At 42.8% G+C, this 18,066-nt stretch carries 14 protein-coding genes; 9 read left to right on the top strand and 5 right to left on the bottom strand.

What is annotated here, in order from left to right; translation table 11 throughout:
• Positions 1–47: 47 nt before the first annotated feature.
• Entirely contained in the window at positions 48–1,877 is a 1,830-nt protein-coding gene (gene aspS / locus JMY09_RS06715) for an aspartate--tRNA ligase (RefSeq protein WP_201622874.1), read from the bottom strand.
• 560 nt (positions 1,878–2,437) lie between these two features.
• Here aspS and sohB point away from each other — a divergent pair.
• The 5 genes from sohB (at position 2,438) to JMY09_RS06740 (ending at position 8,471) form a co-directional block, all read left to right on the top strand.
• Positions 2,438–3,412 (top strand): protease SohB, encoded by a 975-nt coding sequence (gene sohB / locus JMY09_RS06720; RefSeq protein ID WP_201622827.1) that lies wholly within the window; start codon positions 2,438–2,440, stop codon positions 3,410–3,412.
• A gap of 307 nt (positions 3,413–3,719) precedes the next feature.
• Positions 3,720–4,958 (top strand): acyl-CoA dehydrogenase family protein, encoded by a 1,239-nt coding sequence (locus JMY09_RS06725; RefSeq protein WP_201622875.1) that lies wholly within the window; start codon positions 3,720–3,722, stop codon positions 4,956–4,958.
• Positions 4,959–5,158: 200 nt separating this feature from the next.
• Positions 5,159–6,541 (top strand): phosphotransferase family protein, encoded by a 1,383-nt coding sequence (locus JMY09_RS06730; protein ID WP_201622828.1) that lies wholly within the window; start codon positions 5,159–5,161, stop codon positions 6,539–6,541.
• Between the two features lie 54 nt (positions 6,542–6,595).
• Positions 6,596–7,357 (top strand): histidine phosphatase family protein, encoded by a 762-nt coding sequence (locus tag JMY09_RS06735; RefSeq protein ID WP_201622829.1) that lies wholly within the window; start codon positions 6,596–6,598, stop codon positions 7,355–7,357.
• A 244-nt stretch (positions 7,358–7,601) separates the two neighbouring features.
• Positions 7,602–8,471 carry an SDR family oxidoreductase gene (locus JMY09_RS06740; RefSeq protein WP_201622830.1) on the top strand — a complete coding sequence of 290 codons (870 nt, stop codon included), beginning with the start codon at positions 7,602–7,604 and terminating at the stop codon, positions 8,469–8,471.
• Between the two features lie 225 nt (positions 8,472–8,696).
• On the opposite strand, the gene JMY09_RS06745 is transcribed toward JMY09_RS06740, so the two are convergent.
• The 3 genes from JMY09_RS06745 to JMY09_RS06755 form a co-directional block, all read right to left on the bottom strand.
• Positions 8,697–9,488, bottom strand: a complete 792-nt coding sequence (locus tag JMY09_RS06745; RefSeq protein ID WP_201622831.1) for an ABC transporter permease — start codon at positions 9,486–9,488, stop codon at positions 8,697–8,699.
• An 80-nt stretch (positions 9,489–9,568) separates the two neighbouring features.
• Complete coding sequence (locus JMY09_RS06750) at positions 9,569–10,441, bottom strand: ABC transporter ATP-binding protein (RefSeq protein ID WP_201622832.1); 873 nt, start codon at positions 10,439–10,441, stop codon at positions 9,569–9,571.
• 3 nt (positions 10,442–10,444) lie between these two features.
• Positions 10,445–11,050, bottom strand: coding sequence for a thioesterase family protein (locus tag JMY09_RS06755; RefSeq protein ID WP_201622833.1), 606 nt, complete (start codon positions 11,048–11,050; stop codon positions 10,445–10,447).
• A gap of 243 nt (positions 11,051–11,293) precedes the next feature.
• On the opposite strand from JMY09_RS06755, the gene xthA reads away from it, so the two are divergent.
• From xthA to JMY09_RS06770, 3 genes are all read left to right on the top strand, one after another.
• A complete protein-coding gene (gene xthA / locus JMY09_RS06760; protein WP_201622834.1) occupies positions 11,294–12,118 on the top strand; it encodes an exodeoxyribonuclease III in 825 nt (274 codons plus the stop codon).
• A gap of 240 nt (positions 12,119–12,358) precedes the next feature.
• On the top strand, positions 12,359–13,594 hold the full coding sequence (gene argJ / locus JMY09_RS06765; RefSeq protein ID WP_201622835.1) for a bifunctional glutamate N-acetyltransferase/amino-acid acetyltransferase ArgJ: 1,236 nt from the start codon (positions 12,359–12,361) through the stop codon (positions 13,592–13,594).
• 309 nt (positions 13,595–13,903) lie between these two features.
• A complete protein-coding gene (locus JMY09_RS06770; protein WP_201622836.1) occupies positions 13,904–14,302 on the top strand; it encodes a DUF4377 domain-containing protein in 399 nt (132 codons plus the stop codon).
• 196 nt (positions 14,303–14,498) lie between these two features.
• Here the strand turns inward: JMY09_RS06770 and JMY09_RS06775 are convergent, their stop codons facing one another.
• On the bottom strand, positions 14,499–15,932 hold the full coding sequence (locus tag JMY09_RS06775; protein ID WP_201622837.1) for an L-serine ammonia-lyase: 1,434 nt from the start codon (positions 15,930–15,932) through the stop codon (positions 14,499–14,501).
• A 641-nt stretch (positions 15,933–16,573) separates the two neighbouring features.
• Here JMY09_RS06775 and JMY09_RS06780 point away from each other — a divergent pair.
• Entirely contained in the window at positions 16,574–18,010 is a 1,437-nt protein-coding gene (locus tag JMY09_RS06780) for a solute carrier family 23 protein (RefSeq protein ID WP_201622838.1), read from the top strand.
• Positions 18,011–18,066: the final 56 nt, after the last annotated feature.

Raw genomic sequence — 18,066 nt, forward strand, 5'->3', positions numbered from 1 at the left:
AGCTAGTCGATGAGACTGTAAAATACAATAGGGCATAGTCAGATTATCTATTCAGCAGATTTAGTAGTGTCAGCTTGTACCTTTTCTCGTACACGGATACCCAAATCACGCAGCTGCTTGCTATCTACTTCAGCAGGAGCTTGAGTTAGAGGACACTCAGCAGTTTTGGTTTTTGGGAAAGCAATAACATCACGGATAGAGCTGGCACCTACCATCAGCATAATCAAGCGATCTAAACCAAAAGCTAAACCACCATGCGGTGGTGCACCGAATTTTAGTGCATCAAGTAAGAAGCCAAATTTGTCTTGCGCTTCTTGCTCGCCTATACCCAAAGCTTCAAGTACGGCTTGCTGCATATCAAAGGTATTGATACGTAAGCTACCACCACCAACTTCTGTACCATTCACTACCATATCATAAGCTATAGATAGAGCGGTTGCTGGGCTGTCTTTTAGCTCTTGAACAGATCCTTTAGGCTTAGTAAACGGATGATGCATTGAAGTCCATTTGCCATCGTCAGTTTCTTCAAACATTGGGAAATCAGTCACCCAAAGTGGCGCCCACTCACAAGTAGTCATCTGCAGATCTAAACCAATCTTTTGGCGTAGTGCGCCTATAGCATCATTAACGATATTGGCTTTATCCGCACCAAAGAAAATGATATCGCCATCTTCTGCTTGGGTACGTTCAATCAAGCTAGCTAGCACTTCATCCGTCATGTTTTTGATGATTGGTGATTGTAGGCCAGACTCTTTATCAACGCCGTTATTGATATTGCTAGCATCGTTGACTTTGATATAAGCCAAACCACGCGCGCCATAGATACCAACGAATTTAGTGTATTCATCGATTTGCTTACGGCTTATCGAAGCACCCTTAGGGATACGTAAGGCGGCAACACGACCTTTAGGATCATTAGCAGGGCCGGCGAATACTTTAAAATCAACGCTTTGCATTAGATCAGCGACATCGACTAATTTTAGCGGAATGCGTAAGTCAGGCTTATCTGAAGCGTAATCGCGCATAGCTTCTGCGTAAGTCATACGAGGAAACTGTTCAAACTCAACATCTAACATAGTCTTAAATAGATGCTTGATCAGGCCTTCGTTGATGGCCATGATGCCTTCTTCATCTAAGAAAGAGGTTTCGATATCGACTTGGGTAAATTCAGGTTGACGATCAGCACGCAAATCTTCATCACGGAAACATTTAGCGATTTGATAATAGCGATCAAAGCCAGAAACCATTAGTAGTTGTTTAAACAGCTGTGGCGACTGTGGTAAAGCAAAGAAGTTACCTGGACGTGTACGTGAAGGTACTAAATAATCGCGAGCACCTTCAGGGGTAGCACGAGTCAAAATAGGGGTTTCGACGTCTAAAAAACCATGGTCATCTAAGTAGCGACGAATCGTTGAAGTAGCTTTGGCACGGAATACCATGCGTTCTTGCATTTGTGGGCGGCGCATATCTAAGTAGCGATATTTCAAACGCAAATCTTCTGATACCGTAGTATTTTCATCATTTAATGGAAAAGGTGGGGTTTCAGATTTTGCTAATACTTCAATTTCTTTGCCCAATAACTCAATTTGACCACTAGTCATCGTAGCGTTTTCGGTACCTTCATAACGACGACGTACACGGCCAGTTATTTTTAGTACATATTCAGGGCGTACAGCATCAGCAGTAGCAAAAGCTTCTGGGGTATCTGGATCAACGACCACTTGTAGAATACCAGCACGGTCACGCATGTCTAAAAAGATAACCCCACCATGATCGCGACGACGATGTACCCAACCGACGATAGTGATGGTTTGCTCTAATAGATTTTCGGTTACTGCACCACAATATTCATCACGGTAACCGCTATGTACACTCATCTCACTTTCTGTGGCGAGTTGAGTTTGGTTTATAATGCTGTTGGTTGTGATAGGGTCGGTCATAATAATAGTTATCCAGTTGTCTGCTCAATTCAAAGAACAATAATGCAGCCATCGTTAGTAGATTTCAACCCACTCAAATTAACTGGCGCTGTAGACTAGGGCCAGTTAATTGAAGAGTTAGTTGCTTGTAAGCGTTGCAATTTTAGCGATAATAAGCGCTAGTCTTTAGATAGACAATTGCCATTAGCAAAAAAACACCATATCAGCAAACTCATAACAATGGAGTGCATAAAAATAAGTGTAAACGCATATTATGCCTAATGTGCTTTTGTTATACAACTCTGCTGATAGAATCCTCTGGTAGGGATAGGCTGTATCTGCCCATTTTGTAACTCCTGATTACTAAATAATGCCTGTAAAATGTTTTAGCTTTCAATAATCGCTGAGCGACTTGAAAAGTTTTAATATAGGGGTCATATCATGCTGATACCAAAAATATTACTGTTTTAACTTGGCAGCTCTTTGTCATTTAACCTATTAATTAAGGAATACTATCGATGTTATTTCATCCGCCTAAAAATCCTGTCGAACTAAAAGTAATGCATCTTAATGAATCTCAAAAACAGCATCGTGAGGATTTGGTTGAGGCCACTCAAGGTAAAGCGGCGCTCAAACTACTCAAAAAAGGGCTCGCCAAAAAAGCTAAGCAAGCATTAAAAGCTAAAAATAAAAGTAAGAATAAAACCCCAAGCGCGCAAGTTTTTGTCCTTGATTTCGATGGTGATATGAAAGCTTCCGCCGTCAAGCATTTACGTGAAGAGATTAGCACGTTAATCAGCACTGCCAATAAAGGTGATGAAGTCGTCATACGCTTAGAGTCACCAGGCGGCATAGTCCATGGTTATGGTCTAGCAGCAGCACAATTGGTTCGTCTTAGAGACGCCGGCTTAAAGCTAACCGTATGCGTGGACAAAGTGGCAGCTAGCGGTGGCTATATGATGGCTTGTGTTGCGGACAAGATCGTAGCGGCTCCCTTTGCAGTTGTTGGTTCTATCGGCGTGGTTTCGCAGCTACCCAACTTCCATAAATGGTTAAAGAATCACGATGTAGATTATGAGCAGTTCACTGCTGGTGACTATAAGCGCACCGTAACTGTATTCGGTGAAAATGACGATGAAGATCGTGCCAAATATCAGCAAGAGCTAGAGCAAACTCATGAGCTATTTAAGCATTTCGTCAATCGTTATCGCTCAATGCTAGATTTAGATAAAGTGGCTACTGGTGAGCATTGGTATGGCGAAGATGCGCTACATCTTAACTTAGTAGACAGCTTGCAGACATCAGATAGCTATATTTTAGAGCTGATGGAAGATTATGAAGTTTATGCTTTGCACTCACGTCAAAAGCCAACCTTTGCTGAAAAGCTAGGACTAGCACAAGCAGCAGAGGCCACGTTGAGTATAGTCATTGATAAATTACCAGAAGCCTTAGCCCGTTTTGACTTCAACAGTCGCCTCAATATCTTAAAGTAAGGATTGACTATAAAAGGTGTTTTTAGCTTAAGCTTTAAACGCACTAAAAGCTGCATTTATTAGTGCTGGTTTTTTAATAGCCTCAGTGTTTGTATTTTGTAAGGGCGTGACCTAACTAGTCGCGCCTTTTTTACTGTTTAATAATAATTGCTATGTTATAACTGGATTGAGCAACCACAATAAGCCCCTATATACCTTATTATTCAAATGGCTTTTAATAGCTACTGCTACCCAACCTCCCAGCAACCTTCAATAAGATAATTAATTTAGAATAAAAAGGAAGTTATTGATGTCTACTAATGATTTGATGTTCACTACTACTGAGCAAGGCCAAGCTATTTACCAGCAAGTAAAAGATTTTATCGCCACCCAAATCGAGCCAATAGAGGCCCAGTTTTGGCAACAGTGTCATGAGCTCAATCCTGATGGCAACTGGAAGAGTTGGCAATGGCCAGCAGCGTATGAGCAATTACGTCAGCAAGCACGTGAAGCAGGTCTTTGGAATTTGTTCTTGCCTGATGATATTTTGGGAGCTGGTCTTTCAGTGACCGATTACGCTCCTATTGCCGAGTTGACGGGGCGTAGTTTATTGGCCCCACATATCTTCAATTGTAATGCTCCTGATAGTGGCAATATGGAGCTATTATGGCGTTACGGCAGTAGCATTCAGCAGGACAGATGGTTAACGCCATTGTTAGCAGGCAAGACACGCTCAGTATTCTGCATGACAGAGCCCTCGGTAGCGTCAAGTGATGCCACTAACATGCAAGCAACAGCAGTAGTAGAAGGCGATGAGATTATCATTAATGGTAGCAAATGGTGGTCATCTGGTTTGGGAGATCCTGCCGTTGATTTATTGATCGTTATGGCGCATACCCCTAGCGAAGATAAAGATCGTCATCATCAGCACTCTATGGTATTAGTGCCCGTCAATACTGCTGGTGTCACTATAGAGCGGATGCTAAAAGTATTCGGTGATTATGATGCGCCGCACGGTCATGGTGAGGTAAGCTTTGTTGATGTACGTGTGCCGCTAGATAGCTTTATTGGTGGGCCAGGTATGGGTTTTGAGATTGCGCAAGGTCGCTTAGGGCCAGGCCGGATTCATCATTGTATGCGCTGTGTTGGCGCTGCTGAAAAGTCATTAGAGCTGGCTGTCGGTCGTGGTATGACGCGTACAGCTTTTGGTAAGCCATTACTACAATTGGGGGGCAATCTCGAGCGTATCGCTGAGGCACGTATCAAAATTGATCAGGCGCGTCTGCTAACCTTATATGCTGCGCAAAAGATGGACAGCCAAGGCACCAAAGCGGCGTTAACTGAGATATCAGCGATCAAAGTAGTAGCACCAACGATGTTGCAAGAAGTAGTCGATATGGCGATTCAAATATACGGCGGTATGGGAGTCTGTCAAGATACTATGCTACCGGGTTTCTTTGCGCAAGCAAGAGCACTACGACTGGCGGATGGCCCTGATGAAGTGCATAAAACTATGATTGCTAAATTGGAGCTTAAGCGTCAAGGCTTTAGCTCTAAGCGCAAGTAGTAAAGCGAAATATAGGCTAATGGCGCTATCAAGACTAGCTAAATAATAGCAACTTGATAGCCGCTACAACCTTACGATGAGCCAGTAAGAACTCATGTAAAATAGCCTAAGTAAACAATGGAATTTCGTTAGCCCTTATTAGATTTCGTTTTTTTAATAAAAATTTGCAGTTCGCTTAACATCGAGATAAGGATTATCACATGTCAGACAATAATAACAATCTGCAAAGTAGCCGCTCAAATAACAGTGGCAATGACAATGACAATGGCAATAACAGTAGCGACAACCTAGCTACCGATAGCCATACTAATCAAAAATCCAATAGCACCGATAAATCATTGACCCATAATGTACTAGATAAAGGCGGTAAGGTGCGTGAAGGCGAGGAGCTTGATGCGCAAGCAGTAACTATATGGCTACGCGAGCAAGGCGTAGAGGTAGTAGGAGAGCCTGTCGTTACTCAGTTCTCAGGCGGGGCATCAAACTGGACTTATCGTCTACAATATGCCAATCAAGACCTTATTCTACGTCGTCCCCCTAAAGGCACTAAAGCCAAATCAGCGCATGATATGGTACGGGAATATACAGTACAAAAAGCGCTAGTAGAGGTCTATCCTTACGTGCCAAAGATGATTGCTCTGTGTACTGAAGAGGCGGTCATCGGTGCCGACTTTTATGTGATGGAGCGCATGGAAGGTATTATTCCTCGTGCTAATTTGCCTAAAGAAATAGATTTTGATACTAGTCAAACTCATGAGCTATGCACTAACGTCATTGATGCCTTAATTAAGCTGCATCAAGTTGATTATCAGCAGCACCCTGAGCTAGTAGCCTTAGGCCGCGGTGAGGGTTACTGTGAGCGTCAAGTCAGTGGTTGGGATAAGCGCTATGTCAAAGCCAAGACCCCGAATGTACCTAGTTTCGCTGTGGTGAGACAATGGCTAGCTAACCATACCCCTAAAGACAGTAACACTTGCGTCATCCACAATGATTGGCGCTTCGATAATGTCATCTTGGCCGCTGACGATCCCACCCAAGTGATAGGGGTACTCGATTGGGAAATGGCTACTTTAGGCGATCCATTAATGGATTTAGGCAGTGCCTTGGCTTACTGGATTGAGGCCGATGACAATATTATTATGCAGCAGTCGCGTCGACAGCCCACTCATCTTGCCGGTATGATGACTCGTGATGAAGTGGTTGAGTATTATCTTGCCCAGACGGGCCTAGAGCTAGACAATTGGACCTTTTATGAAGTGTTTGGCTTGTTCCGCTTAGCTGGTATAGTGCAGCAGATCTATTATCGTTTTTACCATAAACAAACTAGCAATCCGGCTTTTAAGAACTTTTGGATTATTGTCCATGTCTTGCATGCTAAATGCCTTAAACTGATCGCTAAGTATGAAGGCGATGCGCTGTTTATGAATCACGTGCAGCCACACTTAGCAGATAGAGGTATCGATGCTACTACTATTGAACAGCTTCCTGGCCCGCTACAAGCGGTAATTAAAAGTGTATTACCTAAAGCTTATTTTGCGCCAGCAGCGGCTATTGAACAGGACGCAAAAGCTATAGATAAGTAATCGGCTTAAATTTATAACCTTATTCTAAAATATAATGATAACAGGCACTACTTTATGACAACCCTCCTTTTAGCTCGTCACGGCCAAGCCTCATTTGGACAAGAGAATTATGATCAGCTCTCAGAGCTTGGGACGCTACAAGCTAAGATGCTTGGTCAGCATTATGGCAATAGTCAGCGGCGTATAGATGCTATCTTTAGTGGCAGCTTAGTGCGTCAACGTGATTCAGCACAGCATTTTTGGCAATCATATCAGCCAGCCCAAGCCAACATTGATCATCAGGGTTCCGCTACTATTTTAGATCTAGCGAACCCTGAAAGTTATGTATTGCCCTTATTCGATGAATTCAATCACGAGGATGTATTCGTCAAGTCTAATCCGACGCTGTCTACGCAAGCTCAGATTGCCGCTGAGCTTAAGCGAGAAAATAAGCCCTTGTCTCGATTAGGGGAGCTGTTTGGGATGGCTATGCAACGCTGGCATGCTGGTGATCATGATGAAGATTACTTGGAGAGCTGGCCACAATTTAGCCAACGTGCGCAGCAAGCGCTACAGCAGCTACGTACGCAAGTAGACAATCTAGCGCATCTTAATCAAGACAGTACAGTATTAGTATTTACTTCAGGTGGGGTGATTGCCGCCATTACTGCCCATCTGTTGCAGCAGCATAGTGCTACTGCTTATCAATTGACTCAGAGTTCAGTCAACACTGGGGTTACTGCTATTAGTATTCATCAACAGAAGCTACAATTACTATCGTATAACGAGCACAGTCATCTGTTCAGTGCCGGTAATAGTTTTGTGACTAAACATTAGTATTAACTAGTAACTGCTCAGTGCTAAGCAATCAGTATCAAGCAATCAGTACTAAGCACTATTTTTCCAGCCGTAGGATAACTGGGGTGTTTATCAAAAACAGCTCGCCCAATAATTAGAGGGCGGGCTAGGCCTACATAACTACACAACTTGCATTCATTGTTGCAACGATAAGCCTTATAATGTCCGGTTGAACTCAACATTTTTAGGCTTTATCTGCCTACAGACATAGCAAGGATTGCCCATGCAGCATAAACTATTGAGCTTGGTAACCCAAGCGGCAAAGCAAACTAAAGATCAAGCGTTTGGTGCCATTCAACCTGCCCGTTATCTAGCTACTCTTAACAAAAAGCAAGTTGGGAAAGACCAAACCGTTTTGATCACTGGTGCCAGCTCAGGTTTAGGTGAAGGTATGGCAAGATTGTTTGCCAAATTGGGCTATAACTTAGCGATTTGTGCACGGCGTACTGAGCGCTTAGAGCAGCTTAAAGAAGAGCTGACAACTAGCTACCCTAATATACGAGTGGAGTATCGAGAGCTTGATGTCAGTGATTATGCTGCTATATTTGAAGTGTTCGACCGCTTTGCTAGCGACTTTGGCCAGATAGATCGGGTAGTCGTTAATGCTGGTGTTGGTGAGAGTCGCCGGATCGGTAAAGGCCGGTTTGAAACCAATCGCCGTACTGCTGAAATCAACTTTGTCTCAGCTTTGGCCCAGTGTGAAGCGGCTATGCAAATATTTCGTGCACAAAATAATGGTCATCTAGTAGTGATATCGAGTATGTCCGCTATGCGTGGACTGCCTAAGCACATGACCACTTATGGGGCTAGTAAAGCGGGCTTGGCACATTTAGCAGAAGGGATTCGTGCTGATATGCTGCTCACCAAGCTACCGATCAAAGTCTCGACAATTTATCCGGGTTATATCCGCACTGAAATCAATACTAATGCTAAGCCATTACCTTTTCAGGTGGATGCCGATACTGGCACTAAAGCTATGGTAGCGGCGATTGAGTCTGGGGTTGATGAGGCTTGTGTGCCAAGCTTACCATGGTCTATAGTTGGTCAAGCAATGAAACATCTTCCCTTAAATGTGGTCAACAAAATAAGCTGATTTCGGTAGCGTTGTGGTGTTGGTTTTGATTAATCGCCAGCAAAAGCCCTGTAAGTTATTTATTATCAATAAGTAGCTTGCAAGGCTTTTTTATTGATTTTTTTATTTACTATCCAGTGAGGGGCTGTGTAATGGTAGTCCTCACAGTCAAGTGCTTACAAGTATTTAGGAAGTTATAGAAAAACGTAATTTTAAATCAGTTAAATAACAAGCGGATAAGAGCAGTTAAGGAAGGACGAATTGCTTATTGGCATTAAAGAACCGGCGGTAAGTGAGTAGGGCGCTCAAAGTGCAGCCAAGAGTACTACTGGCACAAATCAAAAACATAGTCACTATTTGATAGCGTACCGCTTGGCTTGGATCAGCACCCGCAAGTATTTGACCCGTCATCATTCCTGGTAAACTAACAATACCGACCACCAACATGGAGTTCAGAGTAGGGGTCATACCACTGATAATAGCGGCGCGCATCGGCGAGTGTATCGCCTCATAAGGGGTGGCGGATAAGGACAACATCATCTCAATTCGTGGCTGCTGACTATAAAAAGCCTCGACAAGCTGATTGCTAGTCAAAGAGATAGCGGTAAGTGAATTGCCCAGTATGAGACCTAGAATCGGGATAATGAACTGCGGGGTGTACCAAGGACTAACTTGCAATATTATCGTGATAGCAATAGTAGTTACTAGGACTGCTGATAAACTAACGGCAAGCAAAGTATCCGTAAACAAGCCTTTATAGACCCGCTTGACTCGGTTTTTGGCAGCAATACCAGCGATCAGAGTCATCATGGTTAGAATCAAGAGCACTTCATACCATTGCTCACGGGCAAACACCCAAGCTAGTATCAGCCCTATAAAGCTCAGCTGTACAATAGTACGTACTGCCGCTATCAGCAAAGTAGAGCCTAAGTGTAAACGTAAGCGCCAAGATACCAACATGACTAGCAAAATTAAGCTGCTGGCCAAAGCTATATCAGTAGTGGTTAGCAAGATTTGCAGCTCATTAGTGTTAGTCATAGGGGCTTATCATCAAAAGTGTTTGTCATTTTTATCAGGGCGAGGTTAAGCTGTAAAATATATTTAATGGTAGATCTGGTTTAGGCCAGCTTGGTCAGCCGCCCCGCTTGCATCTGCCAATGGCTATTAGCAAACGGCATAATGCTATCGATATCATGAGTTATCCATAGTAGCGCACGATTTGAGTCATCATGCAGCCACTTAAGCAACAGTCTAATCAAGTCTGCTGCGCTTTGTGGGTCTAAAGCGGCCGTGGGCTCATCTAGTAGCAGTACTTGGGGGTCTAATTGTAATAAGCGCAAGATATTTACTAGTTGTCGTTCACCACCTGATAGATAGGCCGTTGACTGATATAATAACTGCTCGTCGCGCTGCAAATAGCTCAGCTGTTTAAGGTGCCATTGCTTATCAAACTGCTGATTATGATGAGCATCTAGAGTGTAAGGCAACTGTAGATTGTCAAGAACGCTGCCTTCTATTAGCTGTGGATGCTGACTGAGCAACGCTACTTGAGCTCGCCAGTAGATAGGCGACGAATCAAAAATACTAATTCCATTAAGATGAATGTCGCCTGTACTGATTGAGGTTAGGCCAGCAAGCAAGCGTAGCAGTACCGACTTGCCACTGCCTGAGGCCCCAGTTAAGACTGTCAATTGTCCTGCTAATAGCTGACCATTCGCACCGTCAAGTAGTAAGGGCCGCTGAGTCTCTAAGGGTAGCTGGGTCGATAATGATTGGCGCCATAAACTGCCAAACCAGCTTTTAGCTGGTTTATAGATGCTAGCTAGGTTATAAGGTTTAGGTGCTTTGGCAGCGTTAGTGGCAGTTTTAGCAACAGCGTTACTAGTCCCGATACTACTATCAGTATGAGATCCTAGGGAAGCTGTGCCCCGCGCACTGAGCTCACTAAAGCTCAATAAGGGCTGGTTATTAATAGCAGTAGGAATTGGCAACGGCTATTGACCTTGTGCATGCTGAATCATGGCTTGCTCAATGAGATGATGCAGCTTTTTGGGCACTCGAATCGGTCTAATAGGCGCGGCACTAGGGGCAGCTGCTGGTGCTTGAGTCGCTGCTTGGTTGTCCGCTGAGTTTTCAATTGGCGAAGGCGTTTCACTTTTGATTTGATTTTGTACACAAGCGATGACAATTCTAGCGCTACTTAACAGGCTACTACTAGGACTGGTAGTGGCTAGTGAATCAGCTGCTGCTGATTGGCGGTGAATGCTTTGATAAAATATAATGCTGGCTGGTTTTAGGTCAACTTTATCGATTTGTACAGTGATAATTTCATCGAGAAAGATAGCTTTACGGTATTGTAGCTCGGCTTGACTGACTACAAAATGTTGGATTTGACCATCATCAGCTTGCAAAAAATAGGTATTAAGTCCAATCTTAGTAAACCAGTCACGACGGCAGTTCTCAAAAAACACTAGATGATTGGCATGATAGACTATGCCGCCAGCATCGGTATGATTGATATAGATATGGTAATCGGTGGCGAATAGAGGCGTGGTTTGTTGTAATAGATTGGCAGTACTGCTTATTTTTTGATTAGTCATAAAGGGTCTCAATAGAGATTAATGATTAGGCGTTTCTACTAGTGTTTTTAGCGTATTATTGGCTATTAGACTAGCATTATAGAAGACAATAGCGGTAGTCATAGTACTTATAGCAGCCATAATATTTATACTTTAGCTTAACCACTAGAGCCAAGCAAAGTTTATGTCAGTAGCTGATTAAAATTATATATTGTTTAAAATAAAACGCTGTTAATAAACCCACTAAAAAGAATAGGATTAGGCATGACTTGTTTTGTCAGTTTTAATGTTAATGGTATTCGTGCCCGCCCACATCAGCTAGAGGCTTTACGCGATATAATCGACCCTGATGTCATAGGTCTACAAGAGACCAAAGTACATGATGATCAGTTCCCTATTGATGATGTAGAAGGTCTTGGTTATCATGTAGAGTACTTTGGACAAAAGGGTCATTATGGCGTGGCGTTGATGTCTAAAGAGCCGCCTATCTTTGTGCAAAAAGGCTTTCCTGGAGAAGATGAAGAGGCGCAAAAGCGTTTTATTCATGGCCGTTATCTATTGCAGGGCCGTGAGATAGATGTGCTTAATGGCTATTTTCCACAAGGTGAGAGTCAAGATCATCCCACTAAATACCCTATGAAACGTGCTTATTATGCTGATTTGATGGCGTATATTGATACGCTAAAAGCTGAAGGACGCTCATTGATAGTCATGGGTGATATGAATATTGCTCCTGAAGATATCGATATTGGTATTGGTGAAGTCAATGCTAAGCGTTGGCTCAAAAATGGTAAAACTTCATTTTTGCCAGAGGAGCGCGAATGGTATGCAGCACTGATGTCACGTGATCTTATCGACACTTATCGTCAGCATTATCCAAAGAGCAATGAGCTATATAGCTGGTTTGATTATCGCAGCCGTGGCTTTAATGACGAGCCTAAACGTGGTATGCGAATTGATCATATTTTATGTACCCCAGATCTCACTGAGCAATGTCTAGACTCTGGTATAAGCTATGAGCTACGTGCTATGGAAAAGCCTTCTGATCATGCTCCTATTTGGTCAAAGTTTGACTTAAGCAAATCTTAATTATTGCCTTATCGATATAAAGCTCAAGGTCAGTTAGTTATAGTAGCTAGTGCTGTTAGACGTCAACTCTAAACAGCACTTTTGATCGCCTCCTGTTAATAATTACTGCTTATATCTACTCTTAACTATAGCTACGCGCAGTTATATCTATAAACAGTTAGACGTACTAATGAGCACCATTAAAAATAATTTACTAATCATAATTTATTAATAACAATCTACCAATAATAAGGAGTCACTATGGCTGTTGGCAATGTTGCAGTACCAAATACCATTTATGCTATCGATGGCATTACTTTAAGTGCTACTGCCGCTGGGGTACGTTACCAAGACCGCAATGATTTAGTGGTAATAGAGATTGCGCAAGGCGCTAATACCGCAGTGGTCACTACCAAAAATGCATTTTGTGCCGCGCCAGTACGAGTATTGCGTGAGCATTTTGCTGCTAATAGTCCCCGTTATCTAGTGACTAATACGGGTAACGCCAATGCCGGTACTGGTGCTGATGGTAAACGCCGTGCACTGGATATTTGCCAAGCGTTAGCCAGTAAAGCTGGAGTTGATACGACAATGGTATTACCATTCTCAACAGGGGTCATTGGTGAGCCATTAAACAGCGAGGCTATAGTAACGGGACTAGATACAGCATTGTCTCAGCTAGGCGCGGACAATTGGTTAGCCGCTGCTAATGGTATCCGCACTACTGATACTATACCCAAAGTAGCCAGCCAAAAAGTAGAGATAACTAGTGGGGATAGTAGTATCAGCTACCATATCACTGGTATGTCTAAAGGCTCAGGAATGATTCGTCCCAACATGGCGACTATGCTTGGCTATGTTGCTACTGATGCCAACATCGCAGCTGATCTATTACAAGAGATGCTCACTGCTATTAATGAGCAGTCCTTTAATCGTATTACCGTAGATGGTGACACATCGACTAATGACTGTTGTGTATTGATTGCCACCGGTAAAGCCAGCGCCGAGGTTATTGATAGTCCAGAACATCCTCATTACCAAGCGTTATTTAGCGCATTAACGGCTGTCTTTGTGCGCTTAGCCCAATTGATTGTGCGTGATGGAGAAGGGGCTACTAAGTTTATAACGGTTAAAGTTACGAGTGGTAAGACTACTAAAGAGTGCTGTGATGTGGCGTATGCTGTTGCCCATTCGCCGCTCGTTAAGACTGCATTTTTTGCTAGTGACGCCAACTGGGGACGGATATTAGCAGCAGTCGGTTACGCTGGCGTTGAAGATTTAGATACAGAACAAGTCGATGTGTCGTTGAACGAAGTGATGATCTGTCAGAATGGCGTAGTAGCACCTAGTTATAACGAACAAGCAGGTAATGAGGTCATGAGTCGTCCTGAGATTACTATTCATATTGATTTAGCACGAGGCAGTGCTAGTGATACGGTTTATACTTGTGATTTATCTTATGAGTACGTGAAGATTAATGCTGATTATCGCAGCTAATCAGGGTGTTTTAGATAAGTAACCCCAGTGCTTATTCAGATTTTGACAGAAACTACTATCGCACCAGTTTAAGGGTATAACTATAAGACTGAGATCGAATGCTGTTGCAAACTTTGACGTTTAATTACAAAGCAGTTATAGAGTACAAGGTTTTAAGCGGTCTATACTTATCGCAGCAAAAAAATAAGATACATAGCTTTTGATAAGGTTAAAGCTTATTACCAATTGTTTTGGCAATAGTAAGTATTCTAAAAGCTTATATAGATAATTTAACAGTCATAAAACGTTTATTAACTGAGGAATAGCATAATGAAAAAATTAGTATTAGCAGCATTAGCATCAACTTTTGTATTAGCGGGTTGTTCTACTATGGGCTTAGATAACGAGCGCACTATGGTTGTTGAAGGCCAGTCTGTAAACGTTAAAGTCGTTAACATTCCAAGCTTTAAAGTAGAGATTGCCCCACGTAAGGCTATCTGTGAATATACTGCTAATGATGGCAATGTTGTTGAAGCTGAATGTATTCAGTATCGTCAAACTTATCAGAAGAACTACAACACTTTGAATGGTAACATCCAAGGGTTCACTTATGAGCCAAACTATCGCTATATCCTAGACTTACGTCAAGAAGCGGTAGCTGACGAAGCGGCTGGTACAGTTAAGCCTATGTGGATCTTGAATGAAGTGGTTTCAAAGACTGCAGAGTAATCATTGCCTAAGTTGGGTTATTATTTGATTAGATAGCTGTCTGATTTATAAGTTTTTAATCTGATAGCTGCTTAATCTGATAGCTATAATATTTGACAGCGATGCTCAATAAAAAAAGCCTCTAATTCGTTAGAGGCTTTTTTTTGCTTATCTTTTGATATTAAAATCTGTTAGTGTCTAAAAAATATACAAGGTATTAGCATTGACTGTATTTGACGCTGACCCCTTGAGAGACAGTAGGAATACGATTATCGGCATAAACTGCCAGACCACCACGTGAAGTCTCTTTATAATTATCTAGCATGTCAGCGCCAGTCTGTTTCATAGTTTCGACTACTTTATCGAAAGAGACAAAATGCTCTCCATTGCCTCGGCAGGCTAGACGTGCAGCGTTGATGGCTTTGACCGCGCCCATAGCATTACGTTCAATGCAAGGTACTTGTACTAAGCCGCCGACAGGGTCACAAGTTAGACCTAGGTTATGTTCAATACCAATCTCAGCAGCATTTAAGCACTTGGCAGGATCGCCGCCCATAATCTCAGCTAGACCAGAAGCCGCCATAGCACAAGCAGAACCAACTTCACCTTGACAGCCGACTTCCGCACCAGAAATAGAAGCGTTTTGCTTAATTAGGCTACCAATAGCAGTAGAGTTTAATAAAAATTTACGCGCGCCATCATTACTATAACTGGCGATAAAATCACGATAGTAATGCATGACTGCTGGGATAATACCGGCAGCACCATTAGTCGGAGCAGTCACTACGTTGCCCCCATTAGCGTTTTCTTCATTAACTGCCAAGGCATATAAATCTACCCAATCCATCGCTGCTAATTTATCACTTTTAGTAGCAGGAAGATCTTTTTCGGCACAAAGTTGCAAATGCAGAGCCTGCGCCCGACGCCTAACGTTCAAGCCGCCGGGTAGGATACCGCCATTTTCACAGCCTCTAGTGACACAGTCCTGCATCGCCTCCCAAATCGAATCTAGATAAGCATAAACCTCATCTTTATGGCGATAGTGACACTCATTGGCTAATACTAGTTCGCTAACCGTTAAGTTATGCAGGTGGCATTGTTCAAGTAGCTCTGCGGCGCTATCAAAGGGATAAGGAATGCGACCAATAGTTGGCGCAGCACTATCTTGCTCAGGATCGTTGGCGTCTTCTTCATTGATGACGAAACCGCCACCTACGGAGTAATAAGTCTGCTGATAGCGAGTGCCGTCAGCCAATACAGCGCAGATAGTCATAGCGTTAGGGTGATAAGGCAATACCGTGTCGCCGTACCAGCGAATATCGCGTTCAATGTCAAAGCCGACGCTATGCTCACCTGATAAGTTCAATTGCTGCTCAGAAAATATCGGCGTTAGATACTGGTCTGTTAAGCGGGTGTCAATAGTACTTGGCTTATGTCCAAGTAAACCTAACAGTATGGCAGTATCGGTAGCGTGACCTTTACCAGTTGCCGCTAAAGAGCCGTACAACTCAATCTCAATAGCGGTTACATCCGTCAGTTTTGCTTGCTTGAGTAGGGAGACTAAGAATAAATTAGCTGCTACCATTGGGCCTACCGTATGGGAGCTTGATGGACCAATACCAATTTTAAATAAATCAAATACACTAATCATAGTCAATTACCAAAGAGAAGTTAAAGGGAGTCAATGTGGTGATGATACACCGCTTTATATTGAAAAATTATTTATTTTTTATCTAGTTTTTCGGGCAGTTTTAGAGTTTAGCTGAGTGGCTCATCAGCTAGTAATTAGCTGGCAAATATAACGATCAATAGCAGCATAACTATTAACTGAACTATCAACTTAACTATTAACATAGCTATCAGTATAAGCACTAGCATAAATACTAAAGTAAATAGCATCGATAACAGTGGCTTGTAAGGCAGGCAAAAAGGTAAGTTAATGCTAGGGTCTATAGAAATTTTTAAACGTAAGAGTACGTGAGACACGTGAATAATAGCTGTTGTTTATTATTGAATTCCGTTATGATGCTCGGCATCTATAATTATGTAACATCCTGTAAATATGGCAATGCCAAAAAATATGCTTATCTTGTCAATACTCAACCTAGTGGAGTTAGTTAAGCATATCTAATCGTTGACAGCTAGCGAAATACGCTAGTGTCATACAATATAGGTAATATAGTGGCTAGCCAGCCCAGCCCAATACTGTTACCAGCCAATTTTACCCAGTTATCTTTTGATGTCAGTTAAGGATATCGCTTTATAATATCAAGCCTTAAAGGAAAAGCGCGCATGACACCTCCCTCAGAGCATTCATCCTCATCTAAAGCTGTAGATAGTCATTCATCTAATGAATCATCTAATAATGAGCCTAACGCTTTGCACAATGCTGGTATTAGCAGCGCAAAGAGGCAATATACTGACAATCCAGATTTTGAAAATGGCCGTTGGTTCCCTACTTGGCGACCGTTCAAAGGTGATATAGATCGTAATCCGGTAGGTATCAATGAGTATCTACCGCCCTCTAAGAGTTTGCTACTAGGCGTGCAACATACTTTTGCTATGTTTGGCTCGACAGTACTGGCTCCATTACTGATGGGTTTTGATCCCAACTTAGCTATCTTAATGTCGGGTATCTGTACCGTGATGTTCTTTATCATCACCGGTGGACGTATGCCCAGTTACTTAGGGTCTAGTTTTGCCTTCATTGGACCAGTGATAGCGGTTACTGCCTATGCAGGCGTCGGCTTCAATACCAACTTAGATGTCGCGTTAGGCGGTATTATGGTCTGTGGTATCATTTATGCCTTAGTCGGCTTGCTAGTGATGAAGACTGGTACTGGCTGGATTGAGCGCTTGATGCCGCCTATCGTCACTGGGGCGATTGTGATGATCATCGGTCTTAACTTAGCGCCGGTGACTATTCAAGGGGTATCTGCCAATCAGTTTGACGCTTGGATGGCAGCCTTTACGGTGCTGTTGATCAGTGGCGTGGCGGTATTTACGCGCGGTATGCTCAGACGCCTATTATTATTAGTGGGCTTGATACTGTCTTATATCACCTACTATATCGTCAGCAACCTAATGGGATTTGGGGTGCCGATTGATTTTAGTGGGGTTGCTGCAGCTTCATGGTTTGGCTTGCCTAGCATTCATACCCCACGCTTTGAGCTTAGCGCTATCATATTAATAGCACCCGTCGCCTTTATTCTTATTGCCGAAAACCTCGGACATTTCAAAGCGGTTGAAGGCATGACTAAAACTCGCGTAACCCCTCATATGGGCAAAGCGTTCTTTGCAGATGGGTTAGCGACGACTTTTTCTGCAGGTTTTGGCGGCACAGGGGTCACTACTTACGCTGAAAACATCGGGGTAATGGCAGTCACTAAAGTCTACAGTACTACGATATTTGTGATAGCTGGGTTAGTAGCTATTCTGTTAGGATTATCACCGAAGTTTGGCGCTGTGATTCAGACTATTCCAGCAGCATTATTAGGCGGCGCCTCTATTGTAGTATTCGGCCTGATCGCTATCGCTGGTGCTAAAATATGGATAGATAGTCATATCGACTTTAGCAAGAATAGTAATCTTATTATTGCCGCCGTGACAGTAATTATGGGTACAGGTAACTTTAGCTTGCATCTAGGCAGCTTCGATTTGGGTGGCATCGGTACAGCAACTTTGACCGCTATCATCCTAAACGCTTTATTCAATCGCCAAAAAGGCTAAGAATTATAAGGCTGATTCGTCACTAAGACTTGTAGCGGTTATAAAAAAAAGCTTGA

Source organism: Psychrobacter urativorans, from assembly GCF_904846695.1.
GTDB classification, from domain to species: domain Bacteria; phylum Pseudomonadota; class Gammaproteobacteria; order Pseudomonadales; family Moraxellaceae; genus Psychrobacter; species Psychrobacter urativorans.